9 protein-coding genes are annotated in these 14,997 nt (G+C 74.4%); 7 read left to right on the plus strand and 2 right to left on the minus strand.

Annotation, left to right across the window (positions count from 1 at the left end; genetic code table 11):
- Nucleotides 1–112 precede the first annotated feature (112 nt).
- The 6 genes from ACLQ2R_RS14395 to ACLQ2R_RS14420 are packed head-to-tail and all read left to right on the plus strand — an operon-like array spanning nucleotide 113 to nucleotide 11,923.
- Nucleotides 113–1,714, plus strand: a complete 1,602-nt coding sequence (locus ACLQ2R_RS14395) for a class I adenylate-forming enzyme family protein (protein ID WP_425959979.1) — start codon at nucleotides 113–115, stop codon at nucleotides 1,712–1,714.
- Nucleotide 1,715: 1 nt separating this feature from the next.
- Nucleotides 1,716–3,434, plus strand: coding sequence for a condensation domain-containing protein (locus tag ACLQ2R_RS14400; protein ID WP_425959980.1), 1,719 nt, complete (start codon nucleotides 1,716–1,718; stop codon nucleotides 3,432–3,434).
- Entirely contained in the window at nucleotides 3,431–4,975 is a 1,545-nt protein-coding gene (locus ACLQ2R_RS14405; protein ID WP_425959981.1) for a condensation domain-containing protein, read from the plus strand. Before ACLQ2R_RS14400 ends, ACLQ2R_RS14405 begins: the two co-directional genes overlap by 4 nt.
- A complete protein-coding gene (locus ACLQ2R_RS14410) occupies nucleotides 4,972–6,483 on the plus strand; it encodes a condensation domain-containing protein (RefSeq protein ID WP_425959982.1) in 1,512 nt (503 codons plus the stop codon). The genes ACLQ2R_RS14405 and ACLQ2R_RS14410 overlap by 4 nt, the downstream gene beginning before the upstream one ends.
- On the plus strand, nucleotides 6,477–8,660 hold the full coding sequence (locus ACLQ2R_RS14415; RefSeq protein ID WP_425959983.1) for a non-ribosomal peptide synthetase: 2,184 nt from the start codon (nucleotides 6,477–6,479) through the stop codon (nucleotides 8,658–8,660). Before ACLQ2R_RS14410 ends, ACLQ2R_RS14415 begins: the two co-directional genes overlap by 7 nt.
- On the plus strand, nucleotides 8,657–11,923 hold the full coding sequence (locus tag ACLQ2R_RS14420; protein ID WP_425959984.1) for an amino acid adenylation domain-containing protein: 3,267 nt from the start codon (nucleotides 8,657–8,659) through the stop codon (nucleotides 11,921–11,923). The genes ACLQ2R_RS14415 and ACLQ2R_RS14420 overlap by 4 nt, the downstream gene beginning before the upstream one ends.
- Nucleotides 11,924–12,131: 208 nt before the next feature.
- On the opposite strand, the gene ACLQ2R_RS14425 is transcribed toward ACLQ2R_RS14420, so the two are convergent.
- Entirely contained in the window at nucleotides 12,132–13,121 is a 990-nt protein-coding gene (locus tag ACLQ2R_RS14425) for an AurF N-oxygenase family protein (protein ID WP_425959985.1), read from the minus strand.
- 216 nt (nucleotides 13,122–13,337) lie between these two features.
- Here ACLQ2R_RS14425 and ACLQ2R_RS14430 point away from each other — a divergent pair, with 216 nt between their 5' ends.
- Nucleotides 13,338–14,234: a DMT family transporter gene (locus ACLQ2R_RS14430; RefSeq protein ID WP_425959986.1), complete on the plus strand. Its 897-nt coding sequence runs from the start codon at nucleotides 13,338–13,340 to the stop codon at nucleotides 14,232–14,234.
- A gap of 121 nt (nucleotides 14,235–14,355) precedes the next feature.
- Here ACLQ2R_RS14430 and ACLQ2R_RS14435 read toward each other — a convergent pair whose 3' ends face one another.
- Nucleotides 14,356–14,970, minus strand: a complete 615-nt coding sequence (locus ACLQ2R_RS14435; RefSeq protein ID WP_425959987.1) for a TetR/AcrR family transcriptional regulator — start codon at nucleotides 14,968–14,970, stop codon at nucleotides 14,356–14,358.
- Nucleotides 14,971–14,997 lie beyond the last annotated feature (27 nt).

Consider the following 14,997-nt stretch of genomic DNA (forward strand, 5'->3'; position numbering starts at 1 on the left):
TCCGGCGACCTCCGGGGTTCCGGTGTCCTCCGAGGCTTCGGTGTCCTCCGAGGCTTCGGCGGTCCCGGGTCCGAGGCCGCCGGCCCCGCCGGTCCCGGCGACCGTGCCCGAGATGCTCAGGCTCCGCGCCATGCAGGAACCGGACCGGGCGGCGGTGATCGTCGAGGGCGGCCCGGAGATGACCTTCGAGGAGTGGGAGCGCCGCTCGGACGCGGTCGCGCACGGCCTGCTGGACCGGGGCGTGCGGCCCGGCGACCGGATCGGGCTGCTGTTCGGGAGCCGTGACTGGACCGACTTCGCGGTCGCCTTCTGCGCGGTCCACAAGGCGGGGGCGGCCGCCGTGCCGGTCTCCGACCGGCTCGCCCCCGCCGAGGTCCGGCACATGCTGGAGCACTGCTCGGCCTCGGCGGTGCTGTGCGGGAGCGGCCTCGTCGCTCCCGAGGACCTCTTCGAGAGCCTCTCCGGGGGTTCCTCCGACGGCCCCCTCGGGGGCTCCGCCCGACCTCCCTCCGGGGGTGGCCGGTGGAGCGCGGCCGTCGCGGACCTGGAGGGCGCGACGGACACCCCGCCGGGCGTGCCGGTCGAGCCCGGCGACCTGGCCCAGATCCTCTACACCTCCGGCACCACCGGCCTGCCCAAGGGGGTGGGCGCCAGCCACGCGAACCTGGCGTACGGCTGCGAGACCCGGCTCAACCGCCGCAGGTTCGGCCACTCGCGCCACCTGCTGCACGCGTTCCCGATCGGCACCAACGCCGGCCAGACGATGCTGATCAACGCGCTGGACGCCCGCCCGGCCATGCTCACCCTGGCGCGCTTCACCCCCGCCCGCTTCGCCAGGCTGATCGAGTCACGCGGGGTGGGCACCGTGTTCGTGGTACCGGCGATGGCGATCGAGTTCCTCAACGCGGGCCTGCACGACCGGCACGACATGTCGAGCGTGCGGCTGCTCGGCTCGGCGGCCTCGGCCCTCCCCCCGGCCGTGGCGACCCGGCTGGCCGCGGCCTTCCCCAGGGCGACGATCACCAACTACTACACCTCCACCGAGGCGGCCCCCGCCCAGACCATCATGATCTTCGACCCGTCCCGGCCGGGGGCGCTGGGCAGGCCCGCCGCCGGCGCGGCGCTGCGCGTCGCCGACGCGGAGGGGAACGCGCTGCCCCGGGGCGAGACCGGCGAGGTCTGGCTGCGCTCTCCCACCGCCCCGCGCTCCTACTACCGGGACGAGCGTTCCGGCGGGGGGACGTTCCGCGGCGGCTGGGTGCGGATGGGGGACCTCGGCTACCTGGACGACGAGGGCTACCTCCACCTCGTCGACCGGGAGAGCGACGTGGTCAAGTCGGGCGCGTTCAAGGTCTCGACGATCCAGGTGGAGGCGGCGCTGCACGAGCACGAGGACGTCGCCGAGGCCGCGGTGGTCGGCGTCCCGCACCCGGTGCTCGGCACCGTCGTCGCCGCCGCGGTGGTCCTGCGCTCCACCGGGCCCGCGCGTCCCGGCGAGGACGCCGCCGGTGCCGACGCCGCTGTCGTCGGCACCGCAGGGGGGTTCGCCGGGGAGCTGCGGGCCTTCCTGAAGGAACGCCTGGCCGGGCACGAGCTTCCCGACCGGGTGCTCGTCGTCGACGCCCTGCCCAGGAACCAGTCGGGAAAAGTCATCAAAAGGGAGCTGCGGGGCCTGTTCGAGGCCGCCGCGGCAGGCCGTACGGAGGGCACCTGAAATGTCGCTGCCGCTGATAGACGGATGGGAAAGGGCGTCCTTCGCCCAGCAGGGAATGTGGATCACCGAGCGGACGGGTGCCGGCGGCCGGGCCTACGCGATGCCGCTCACCGTGCGCTTCGACGGCCCGCTCGACGTGGACGCGATGCTCGCCGCCTGCGCCGCCGTCGTCGAACGCCACCCCGTGCTCGCCGCGGTCCTGGCGGAGCGGGACGGCGAGATCCGGCTGCTTACCGGCGAGGCGCCCCCGCCGATCCGGTTCGCCGACCTCTCCGGAACCGCCCACCCCTCCGACCTCCTCGAATCCGCAGATCCGGCTGATCCCGCAGATCCGGCGGCCCCTGCCGATCCCGCGGACCCCGCAGATCCTGCGGACCAGGCGGACCCCGCCGACCCCTCGGACGCGTTCACGGACACGGCCCGGATCGCCCAGGCCCTTGAGGCCGAGGTGGCCCGCCCCTTCGACCTGGAGGCCGGCCCGCCGTCCAGGTTCACCCTGTTCCGGCTCGCCCCCGGCCGTCACCTGCTCCAGGTCGTCGCCCACCACGCCGTCTTCGACGGCATGTCCAAGGAGGTCCTGCTTCGCGACCTCGCCGCCGCCTACGCGGGCTCCGCGCAGGAGCCCCTGCCGATCTCGTACGGTGAGGCGGTCCGGGCAGAGCGGGAGCGGGTGACCGCCGCGCTGGAGGAGGCCGCGGAGTTCTGGCGCCCGCGCTGGCACGACGAGCAGCGGGTGGCACTGCCCGGCCCGGCCCGCCCCTCGCTGCGCGCCGCCCCCGGGGACACCGTGGAACTCCGCCTCGGCGACGAGGTCGCCGCCGTCGCCGGCCAGCTCGGCCTGACCCGCTTCGAGGTGGTGCTGGCCGTCCTGCACACGCTGCTGTACGGGTACGGCAACACCACGGTCGCGGTGGCCGTGGACCTGTCCACCAGGACCGAGGAGACGCGCGAGCACGTGGGCGCGTTCGTCAACGAGCTGCCCGTGGTGTCCCGTCCGGCGGGCACGTTCGCCGAGTTCGCCCGGTCGGTGCGGGAGGAGGTGCGGGAGGTCTACCGCCACCGGGAGGTCCCCCTCGCCAGGGCGCTGGGCGGGATCAGCCCGCGCGCCGCGCTCACCCCGGTCTCGCTCAGCTACCGGGGACGCTCCGGCGCCGACCCCTCCTTCGCCGGGCTCGACGCCTCGGTCGAGTGGTCGGCGTTCAGCGGTGCGGTCCGCAACACGCTTCACCTGCACATCGTCGACGGCGTCGACGGTGACGGCGGGATGCTGGCCCACCTGCGGTTCAACCCCGAGGCCATCGACCGCGCCGCCTGCGAGAGCGTCGCCGGGCACCTGCGCGTCCTGCTGGAGGGTGTCGCCGCCCGCCCCGGAACCCCGATCGACGAGCTCCCCCTGCCCGCCCGCGTCACCCCGGCGGCTCCGGAAGGCGGCCGGGAGCCCGGGGAGATCGCGGGTTCCGTCCCCTCCCCGGTGGCCGCGCCCGCCCAGGAGGCGGACGCCGGGCTGACGGCACTGGTGACGGAGATCTGGTGCGAGGCGCTCGGGATGGACGAGGTCGACCCGGAGGACGACCTGTTCGACCTCGGCGGCCACTCGCTGACCATCACCCAGATCATCGCCAGGGTCCGGGACCGGATCGGTGTCGAGCTCTCCTTCGAGGTGTTCATCGACTCCCCGACCGTCGCGGGCGTCGTCGAGGAGATCGGACGGTCCCGATGACCGCGGCCGGGCAGGTGCCGTCGTCGTCGGAGACGGTGGAGTTCGCGGGCACGCGAGGCGGCGAGGCGCCGTTCACCTGGGGCCAGCTGGCCTTCTGGCGGCTCGCCCGGTGGCTGGACGACGACGACCCGTTCTACAACATGTCCTGGGTGCTGCCGGTCTACGGCAGGCGCGACCTGGAGGCCGTCCTGTCGGCCCTGCGCGCGCTCGTCGAGCGCCACGAGGCCCTCAGGACGACGTTCGCGCAGACGCCCGGGGGACTCCTCCAGCGCGTGGCCGAGCGGGGCGAATTCACCGTCGAGGTGTTCGACACGAACGTCAAACCGCTCGCCGCCGCCAGGGACCTGGCCGCCGCGATGGCCGCCACGGCGTTCGACCACACCGCCGAGCTGCCGTTCCGCGCCGCCGTGGTGACCGTCGACGGGCGCCCCAGGATGGTCGCGTTCGCCTTCTGCCACCTGGCCGTGGACGGCGGCTCGCTGGACGTGCTGGCGCGCGACTGGCGGAGCCTGCTGGCCGGGAACGAGCCGCCGGGACCGGTGTGGCAGCCGATGGACCAGGCCGTCTTCGAGCAGGAGGGAGCCGGTGCCACCCGTGGCGAGCGGGCCCTGCGGTACTGGCGCACCCACCTGGAGCGGGTGCCCAGGACCATGTTCGACTTCCCCCGTACGACGCCGGAGGAGCCGCGGTTCATCCGGCTCGGCATGGAGTCGGCCGCCGTCGCGGCCGCGGCCGAGGCACTGGCGGCGCGCTGGTCGGTGAGCACGTCCACCGTGCTGACCACGGCCGGCGCGGTGCTGCTGAGCGTGCTCACCGGGCACGACCCGATGGTCATGCAGCTCGTCGTGGCCAACCGGCACGACCCCCGGGTGGCGGGCATGGCGGGCACCTCGGCGCAGGACGGGCTCTTCGTCCTCGACCTGCCGGAGGGGACGTTCGCCGACGCCACCCGCGCCGGGCACCGGCAGGCGCTGGCCGCCTACCGGCACGCCCAGTACGACGCGTACCGGATGATGGCGCTGCGCGAGGAGATCGGCCGCGAGCGCGGCGGGCCGATGGACCTGTCGGCCTACTTCAACGACGCCAGGACCATCACCGACTGGCCGCACCTGCCCGCGGTGGACCCGCCGGGCGATCCGGCCGCGATCGCCGCCCTGGCCGGGCGGACCAGGATCTTCCACGTCGCCGGCTGGGACCAGGTGGACGCCACGGCCATGTTCTCCACCGGCCCGGCCACCGACGTCTGCCAGCTCTACCTGCTGGTCGACACGGCCTACGTGCCGCGCTCCACGACCCGCACGCTGCTGCTCGGCATGGAGACCCTGCTGGTCGCCGCGGTGGCCCGGGACGTCCGGCTCGCCGAGGTCGCGGAGCTGTGCGGCATCACGCCCGTCGAACGTCCCGCCGCGACCGCGGAGCACTCCTCCGCGACCGGGGAGCGCCTCTCCGCGACCGGGGAGCACCCGGACGCGCGGGACGCGGGTCCGGTGGAGGCCGGGCAGGCGCCCGCCGTGCCCGCGACGCCGGGAGGTGGCCGGTGACCGCCGAGGAGCCGGTGACCGCGGAGGAGCCCGCGCCGGGCCCGCACGCGGCGCTGCTCGCCCGACTGGTGCGGCTTCCCCCCGAACGGCGCAAGGCGCTGCTGAGGGAGATCCGCAGGCAGGGCGGGAACGACCCCGGCGCGACGGCGGAGCGGGACACGTCCCGGAGCGCGGCCAGGCGCGCGGTCGAGGCCGGCGAGGGCCTGCCGCTCTCGTTCGGGCAGGAACGCCTGTGGTTCCTCGGCAGGTTCTACCCCGAGGACACCACCTACCACACCCCCTGGTGCGTACGGCTGCGCGGACCGGTCGACGCCGACGCGCTCGCAGCGGCCTTCACCCGCGTCGCCGAGCGGCACCACGTGCTGCGTACCCGCTACCTGCTGGCCGGGGACAGTCCCGTCCAGGTCGTCGTGCCCGCCGAGCCGGTGCCGGTGGAACGGGCGGACGTCACCGGCGACCCCGACCCCGCCGTGGTGGAGTTCGTCAACCGGCCGTTCGACCTGGAGCACGACCGGCCGCTGCGGGTCGCGCTGCTGCGGCTGGGCGAGGACGACACCCTGCTCTGCATCGTCCTGCACCACATCGTCGTGGACGGCTGGTCGCTGGACGTCCTCATGCGGGAGGTGACCGAGTTCTACGCCGCCCGCCGGGAGGGCAGGGAGCCTGAGCTGGAGGAGCTTCCCACCCAGTACCCGGCGGTCGCCCGGGAGGACAGGCTCCGCGCCGAACGCGGCGAGGACGCCTCGCACCTGGAGCACTGGACCAGGACGCTCGCCGGGGCACCCGCCCTCGACATCCCGCCGGACCGTCCGCGCCCGGCCCGCTGGAGCGGGCGCGGCGCGCAGGAGAGCTTCCTCGTGCCCGACGAGACGATCACCCGGCTGGAGGAGGTCGCCAAGGCGGCGCGCTGCACGCTCTTCATCGCGCTGCTCTCGGCCTACCAGGTGGCGCTGGGCGCGGCCTCCGGGCAGGACGACTTCTGCGTGGGGGTGCCGGTCGCGGGCCGGGACCGGGTCGAGATCGAGCCGCTCATCGGCTACTTCGCGACCACCATGGTGATGCGCGCCGACCTGTCCGGCGACCCCACCTTCGGCGAGCTGCTCAAGCGCAACCGGCTGGCGCTCTTCAGGGGGCTGCCGCACGCCGGCACGCCGTTCGAGCGGATCCTCGGCGCGCTGCGCCTGCCCCGCGACCTGGGCAGGCCGCCGCTCTACCAGGCCATGTTCAACCTGCACAACCTGCCCAAGGGTCATCTGCTGCGCACCACGATGGGCGACCTGTCGGCCGAGGCGCACCCCGTCCCCCCGGTCGGCCGTACCAAGGCCGAGGTGTCCGTGGACGCCTGGCGGGGGCCCGAGGGCCTCGGCGGCGTCCTCGACTACAGCAGTGACCTGTTCTCCGCCGAGACCGCGCGACGCCTGACCCGGTCCTTCACCGGTGTGGTGGAGCGTGCCGGGGCCGACCCGGATCTTCGGCTGTCCGACCTGAGAGGTGCAACACCATGGTGACGACCGTGCCGGCGACGCCGAACCCGTCCCTGAACCCGTCCTTGATCCCGATGTCGGCGCCGGAGCCGGTGCCGGGGTTCGGCGGGGAGACCGGTCCCGCACGGGAGCCGGGAGCGGGAACGGGACGGTTCCCGGCCGGGTCCGCGCGCCGTTCACCCGGTCCTGCGCCGGACGCGGTGGCCGTCAGCGGCCCCGGGGGCGAGCTGACCTACCGGGAGCTGTACCGGCGGGTCGACGACCTCGCGGCCGTGCTGCGCGAGCGGGGCGTGGGCCCCGAGGTGCCGGTCGGGCTGTGCATGGAACGGACCACCGGCATGGTCGTCGCGCTCCTGGCGGTCTGGAGCGCGGGCGGCGCCTACGTCCCGCTCGACCCGGCCTTCCCCGAGGACAGGCTGCGCCTGATGCGCGAGGACGCCGGGATCGGCCTGGTGCTGACCCAGCCCGGCGTGGACCGGCGGCTGGTGGCGGGCGTTCCCCAGGTGCTCTCCCTCACGGCCGGTGGCGAGGTCCCGCCCGCAGCGGGCACCGCCCTGTCCGCACCGGGCGCCGCGCTCCCTTCCGCCACCGACGGCGGGCCGGTGCCCGCCGCACTCGCCTCCGCCTCCGCCTCCGCCTCCGCTTCCGCTTCCGCTTCCGCTTCCGCTTCCGCTTCCGCTTCCGCTTCCGCTTCCGCTTCCGCTTCCGCGTCCGGGGACGGGGACGGGGACGGGGACGGGCCGGTGTCCGCCGCGCTCGCGTCCGCCCCCGGCGACGGGCTGGCGTACGTGATCTACACCTCGGGGTCCACCGGGCGGCCCAAGGGGGTGGAGGTGCCGCGGGACGCGGTGGCGAACCTGCTCGCCTCGTTCGCCGACCGGCCGGGGCTCCTCCCCGAGGACCGCTGGCTCGCGGTCACCACCCTGTCGTTCGACATCTCCGTCCTGGAGCTGCTGCTGCCCCTGGCGTGCGGGGCGCGGGTCGTGGTGGCCTCCGCCGAGCAGGCCGCCGACGGCCCGGCCCTCCGGGCGCTGGCGGTCGCCGAGAGGATCACGGTCATGCAGGCCACCCCGGCGACCTGGCGCATCCTGCTGGAGGCCGGAGGCGTGCCGGAGACGATCCGCCTGCGGCTCTGCGGGGGAGAGGCGCTGCCCCGCGACCTCGCCGACGCGCTCCTCGCCCCCGGCGCGGACCTGTGGAACGTGTACGGGCCGACCGAGACGACCGTGTGGTCCACCGCCGGGATCGTCGGGCCCCCCTCGGCCGGGATCGACCTGGGAGAGGCGATCGCCAGGACGTCCCTGTACGTCCTGGACGACCGTGGCCTCCCGGTGACGGACGGCGAGGCCGGCGAGCTGCACATCGGCGGCGCCGGCCTGGCCCGCGGCTACCGCGGGATGCCCGCCCGGACCGCGGAACGGTTCCTGCCCGACCCCTTCGCGGGCCGTCCCGGCGCCCGCATGTACGCCACCGGCGACCTGGTCAGGAACGCCCCGGACGGCCGCCTGGAGTACCTGGGCCGGGCGGACCGGCAGGTCAAGATCAGGGGGTTCCGCATCGAGCTCGGCGAGATCGAGACCGTGCTGCGCTCGGCGGAGCGGGTGCGCCAGGCCGCCGCGGGCGTCTGCGAAGGACCGGACGGCCTGCCGAGGCTGGTGGCGTACGTGGTCCCCGCCTCCCTGCCCGCGCCGGAGGGACTGTGGGGGACGCTGCGCGGCAGGCTCAGGGAGAGCCTGCCCGAGTACATGGTCCCCGCGCACCTCGTCACGCTCGACGCCCTGCCGCTGACCCCCAACGGGAAACTCGACCGCGCGGCGCTTCCCGCGCCCGACTGGACGGCGTCGCCGACGACCCCCTACCGGGCGCCCTCGACCCCCGCCGAGGACGAGCTCGCCACGATGTGGGCCGAGGTCCTGGGGGTGGACCGGCCGATCGGCGTCGACGACGACTTCTTCGAGCTCGGCGGGCACTCCCTGACCGCCGCCCAGATCATCGCCAGGGTCCAGTCGCGCTTCGGGGCGGCCGTGCCGATCGTGGTCCTCTTCGAGCATCCGACCGTCGCCGGGCTCGCCCGGTGCCTGGACGACCTGGACGACGACGACCTGGACCTCGCCGAGATCGCCGCGCTGCGCGACCAGCTCGACGGGCTCGACGCCGAGGAACTGGCCGCCATCTTCGACGAACTGGCGCCGGGCTCGTGAGGGCGCCCCTGTCCCCGGCGCAGGAGCGGCTCTGGCTCCTGCAGCGTCTCGACCCGGGCAACGCCTCCTACAACGTCTACCTCGTCCGCGGGCTCCAGGGCCCGCTGGAGCGGCCCGCGCTGCTGCTCGCGCTCGCCGACGTCCTGTCCCGGCACGAGAGCCCGCGCACCCGCTTCACCGAGGAGGAGGGCGTGCCCTGGGCCGTGGTGGAGACCGCTCCGCCCGCGGTCGAATGGCTGGACGCCGACGGCCGCGACGACGCGGAACGCCTGGTGGCCGAGCGCGCCAACGCCCCGTTCGACCTGGCGGACGGGCCGCCGCTGCGCGTCGCGGTCATCCGGGTCGCCGAGGACGAGCACGTGCTCTGCCTCACGATGCACCACATCGTCGCGGACGGCTGGTCGCTCAACGTCCTCCTCGACGACCTGGCCGACTGCTACACCGCCCGCCTGGCAGGGACCGAGCCCCGGCTGCGCCCGCTGCCCGTACAGGCGAGCGACTACGCCCGGTGGCAGCGGCGCAGGGCCGGGCGGGCCGTGCCGTACTGGCGTGAGAAGCTCGCCTCCCCGCCGGTGTCGGAGCTGCCGTTCCGGCGCGGCGGGCAGGGGGGCGGGCGCGGGGAGACGCAGCGCGTCCGGTTGCCCGCGGCCACCGCGCGCAGGCTGGAGTCGCTGGCGGCCGAGCACCGCACCACCCTGTTCACGGTGCTGGTCGCGGCCTACCAGACGCTGCTGCTGCGGCACACCGGGCAGGACGACGTCCTGGTCGGCACCGTCGTCGCGGGCCGCGACCGGGTCGAGCTGGAGCCGATGGTCGGCTACGTCTCCCAGACGCTGATCCTGCGCGGCGACCTGTCGGGCGACCCGCCGTTCACCGCGCTGATCGGCCGCACCCGCGGCGAGGTCCTCGGCGCGCTGGGCAACCCGGCGGTCCCCTTCGAGCAGCTCAGTCACCCCGCCGAGTCGCTGCTGCCCTCGATGCTCATCCTGCACACCCAGGACACCGGTCCCCGGCGGCCCTTCGGCGACCTGACCGTGACCGACACCGACGCCGGTTTCCAGCAGGCCAAGGTGGACCTCCTCGTCGAGGCGTGGGCCGACGGGAACGGCCTGGAGCTGTCCTTCTGCCACGACACGGCCCTGTTCGAGACGGCGGAGATCGGCCGCCTGGCCGCCCGGTTCGCCGTCCTGCTCGGGTCCGTCGCGGCGCGGCCGGACGCGCCGCTGTCGGCCCTGCCGGTCTGGACCGACGCCGACCACTCCGACATCCGCACCCTGGCGACCGGACCCGCCCCGTCCTCCCCGGAGGCCGTCGCGGTTCCCCCGGACGTGGTCCCGGTCATCCCGGACGCCGCACCGGCTCTCCTGGGTGCCGCCCTGGCCTCGTCGACCGCCGCCCCGGCCGCCCCGGGCGTCGTCGCGGTTCCGCCGGGCGTCGTCCCGGTCCCCGAGATGATCGCCGAGGCGGCGCGGAGGTCGCCCGGCGCGGTCGCGGTGGTCTGCGGCCCGCGGACCCTCACCTACGGTGAGCTGCTGGCCGCCGTGGAGGCGCTCGCCGGTGTCCTGCGCGAGCACGGCGTGCGGCGCGGCGACGTGGTCGGGGTCTGCCTGCCCCGCTCGACGGAGTCGATCGTGGCGCTGCTCGCCACCTGGTGGGCCGGGGCCGCCTACCTGCCGTTCGATCCCGAGGTACCGGACGAGCGGCTGGCCTTCTCGATGGCGGACGCCTCGGCCGCCTGCCTGATCACCCTGCGCGAACCCCCTCCGGGTCACGTCGCCGTCGCCCCGTCCACCACGGGGCACGGGACCGGAGGCACCGCCGGGCACGCGACCGGAGGCGAGGCCGCGGGCGCCGCCGTGCACGGCGGCACCGGTCCGGGCCGCGTCGGGGTCGGGCCGCCGGACGCCGCGTACGTCATCACCACCTCGGGCTCCACCGGTGTGCCCAAGGGCGTGCTGGTCGAGCACGGGGCGGTGGCGGCACGGGTGCGCTGGATGCGCGCGGACTACGGGCTCACCCCGGCCGACGTCGTCGTCCAGTTCGCCTCGCTCGGCTTCGACGCCCACGTCGAGGAGATCTTCCCCGCGCTGGCCGCGGGCGCCACGCTCGTGCTCCTGCCCGACGGCGCGACGGCCCTGCCCGCACTGCTGGCCTCGCCCACGGGTGAGACGGTCACCGTGCTCGACCTGCCGACCGCGTACTGGCACGCGCTGACCGAGGAACCGGAGGAGACGGCCTGGCCGCCCGCCCTGCGCCTGGTCATCCTCGGTGGCGAGCAGGTGTCGGCACCGGCGGTGGAACGCTGGCGCGACCTGCTCGGCGACCGCGTCCGGCTGGTCAACACCTACGGCCCCACCGAGGGTACGGTGATCGCCACCGCCGCCGACCTGGGAGCCGGGGACGTGACGGGGCGGCCGCCGATCGGGACGCCGATCGGCGAGACCACCGTCCGGGTGCTCGACGGACGGGGAGAGCCGCTGCCCCCCGGAGCGGCCGGGGAGCTGGTCATCGGCGGCGCCGGGGTCGCCAGGGGCTATCTCGGCAGGCCGTCGCTGACGGCGGGCGCGTTCGTCGCCGACCCGTACGGGACGCCGGGAGCGCGCCGTTACCGGACCGGGGACCGGGCGCGATGGCGTCTCGACGGCAGGCTGGAGTTCCTGGGACGGCTCGACGCGCAGCTGAAGATCAGGGGTTTCCGGATCGAGCCCGGCGAGGTGGAGAGCCGCCTGCTCGCCCACCCGGAGGTGCGGCAGGCCTTCGTGACCGGCCGGGGGGAGGAGCTCGTCGCCTACGTCACCGGAACCGCGGACCCGGCCGTGCTGCGGGCGCACCTGGAGCGGTCGCTGCCCCACCAGCTCGTCCCCACCTCCTGGGTGAGCCTGGACGCGCTGCCGCTCACCAGGAGCGGCAAGGTCGACCGGGCCGCGCTGCCCGAACCGGCCGCGGCCGTCGCGTCCGAGGGCCGCGTCGAGCCGCGGACCGACGCCGAGGCGCTGGTGGCCGGGATCTGGGACGAACTGCTCGGCGCGGGACCGGTCGGCGTCTTCGACGACTTCTTCGCGCTGGGCGGGCACTCCCTGCTGGCGACGCGGGTGGCGGCCCGGATCAGGCGGGCCACCGGGATCGAGGTGCCCATCCGCACGGTCTTCGCCCGCAGCACCGTCGCCGGCCTCGCCGAGGCGCTGGAGGAGTTGCTCATCGAGGAACTGGAGGGACTGTCGGAGGAGGAGGCCATGGACCAGCTCGCCGCCGAGTCCCGCTGACCCGTCCCGGCCGAGCGCCTCCCCGGAAGGCGGCCCCTCGCAGGGCCGCCTTCCGAACGGCCGCACCGCGGCAAGGCCGAACGGCCGTCTCCCCGCAAGGCCGAACCGGTCATTCCTCGCAAGGCCGGACGGTCGCATCCCGTGAGGCCGGACGGTCGTGCCCGGGAAGGCCGGGTCGCCGTGTCCCGGGACGGCGCCCTCCCGGCACTCAGGAACGCGCGGTCCCCGCCGGGGCGTCCCAGATGCTCATCGCCCTCCACACCCCGCGCTGCACGGCGTTCGCCATGCCCAGCTCGGCGCAGAGCTCGCGGGTCTTGCCGATGGAGTCGCGGATCTCCTGCACCATCGCGGGGTTGTGCGTGTAGACGTCCCTGACGACCCGGTCGGGGATGCCGAACGCCTTGATCATCGCTCCCGGCGGGGAGAGCATGATCCGGACCATGATCCCCAGCACCACGGGGGAGACCAGGCCCAGCACGAACCGCCGGTGACGCGGCATGCGGGGCACCCGGCGGCGCAGGTAGTGCCGGGCGAAGGAGATGTGCCTGGCCTCCTCCGCCACGTGGATCCGCATGATGCTCTCCTCCAGCGGATGCCGGACGGCGCCGTTCCTGAGCGTCCTGCGCTGGATGTGGTCGATCGGGTCCTCGCCGCCGAGGACGAAGACGAAGAACAGCTCGGTGGAGATCAGCGGGATCCACGGGGTGATCTGCGCGATCAGGCTGAGATGCCGAGGCATGCCCCTGATGGGAAGCCCCGTGCGGTTGACGAACTCCTGGAACATCATCCCGTGATGTCCCTCTTCGATGGTCTCGTGGTAGACGTAGCGGAACTCGGGGGAGCCGTTCGGCAGCCGGTAGGCGTAGTTCAGCAGGCCGCGCTTGAGCAGGTTCTCGAACTGCAGGCCGATCTTCATGGCGGTCGCGACCCGCCACAGCCCCATCCTGGCGCGCACCTCGGGCGGCTGCGCCCGGTACCACGGGTGGCCGCCCAGCCGGTCGACCTCGGGCAGCTCCCAGCGCGGGTCGTCCTGGACGACCAGGAAGTCCTCGTCGTCCCAGGGGATGTCGACGTAGGGCTCCCAGTGCCTGTCGACGGACGCCTTGGAAAGGCGCTCGACGACGGCCTCGTAGGCGCTTCGGTCGGCGACGCGGCGGTCGTGCTCCCTGTCCGCGGCGGTCTCTGGAGCGGATGTCATCGCTGCACTCCCATCGGATCTCTTCGTATATTGTACGAATCATCCAATAAGACGAAAAGGTCCCCGGGGGTATGAGGTCCCGCATGCCGGTGTGACGTCCTTCACTCAGGGTTGTATTCGGACCACTCCCGTCCCTCTCGGTGACCTGTCCGTCGCGTTCGGTGATGCAACCCTTCCGGTATGTCACCGGTAGCTCCCCGGCCCGTCGTGGGAATCATGCTTCTGATCTTCGTCAGCGCCGCCTGGGGATCGGCCTTCCCGCTGATGAAGGACCTCATCGCCCGCATGCCCGTCGCGGACCTGCTCGCCGAGCGGTACGGCATCGCCGCGCTCGTGCTGGCGGCGCTCCGCCCCGGCAGCCTGCGGGGGCTGCCGGAGGGGACCTGGCCCGCGGGGGTCCTGCTCGGCCTGCTGTTCGGGGTGGGCCAGACCGCCCAGGCGGTCGCGCTGCACGATCTGCCCTCGTCGGTCTCCGGGTTCACGGTCGGCTCGTACGTGGTGATCACCCCGCTTCTCGGGCTGGTCCTGCTCGGGGTCAGGACGTCGCCGCGGGTCTGGGCCGCGGCGGCCCTGGCGATGGCCGCGATGGCCGTCTTCACCGTGCTGCGCGGGACCGGGGAGGGGCACGTCTCACCGCCCGCGCTGGCCGCCACCCTGCTGTCGGCGGTGCTGTACGCGGCCCACACGCTGGTGCTGGGCGACTCCCGCGCGGCCCGGCAGAACGCCTACGCGGTCACGGTGATCCAGCTCGGCACCATCGCCGTCATGACGGGCGTCCTGGCCGCGCCGGACGGCCTGACCCTGCCCGCCGCCCCCGGCGACTGGGCCGCCCTCGGCCATCTGTCGATCGTGGCGTGCGCCCTGGGCTTCCTGGCCCGCTCGTGGGGCCAGGTGCACGTCCCGCCGGTGTCGGCGGCGGTGATCCTGTCGGCCCAGCCGCTCTGGGTGACCGCCCTGGCCGTCGCCCTGTACGACGAGCCGCTCACCGCGGGCGTCTTCCTCGGCGGAGGACTGATCGCCCTGGCGATGCTGCTGATCGTGCTCCCCGCAGGGCCGCCCGGCCGAGGCCGCCGGGCGCCGGCCCCGGTCCCGCCGTCGCGGCCGTCCGGATGAACCCGCCGGCCCGGGCCGCCGGGCGGCGGGGCTCCGTTCCGCCGCGGCCGTCCGGATGACCGGCTGCTCCGGGTCGCCGGGCGGCGGGCCCGGTCCCGCCGCGGCCGTCCGGATGGGCCCGCTAGTCCAGGTCGCCGGGCGACAGGCCCAGCTCCGCCGTCGCGGCCGTCCGGATGAACCCGGTCATGCGGGCCCTGGGCAGCACCCGGCGGTGCACCGTGAGCTGCGTGGACAGGCCGTCGATGAGCGACATGATCCGCCAGGTCGAGCCCTCGGGATCCTCACAGGTGAACATCCCGTCCCTGACGCCGTCCTCGATGATCGTCCGGAGGGCCTGCCTCCAGCTCAGGTCGATCCTGCGGGACATCTCCTCCAGCTCGGGGTTGCGCATCGACTCGGCCCAGGCGTCGATCCACAGGGCCCACGACTTGGACTTCCCGATGGGGGAGTAGATCCTCAGCAGCTCCCGCAGCCGGTCGAGAGGGGAGCCGCCGGCCTCCTCCGCCGCGGCGAGCGTGTCCAGGTCGAGCTGGGCGGCGTAGGAGAACGCCTGGGCCAGCAGCCTCTCCTTGGTCTCGAAATGGTAGAAGAGCAGCGCCTGGCTGACACCGGCCGCCTGGGCGATGTCGGCGGTTCGGGTGTGAGCGAACCCCTGGGTCACGATGACATCACAGGCGGTCCGGAGCAGATCTTCACGACGTAATCGCCCAAATCCCCTTGCCACAAGGGAAAACACTAGCGGGTCACATCCGGCCCCTCAGGA

This window comes from Streptosporangium sp. DT93 (assembly GCF_049844535.1).
GTDB lineage: Bacteria > Actinomycetota > Actinomycetes > Streptosporangiales > Streptosporangiaceae > Streptosporangium.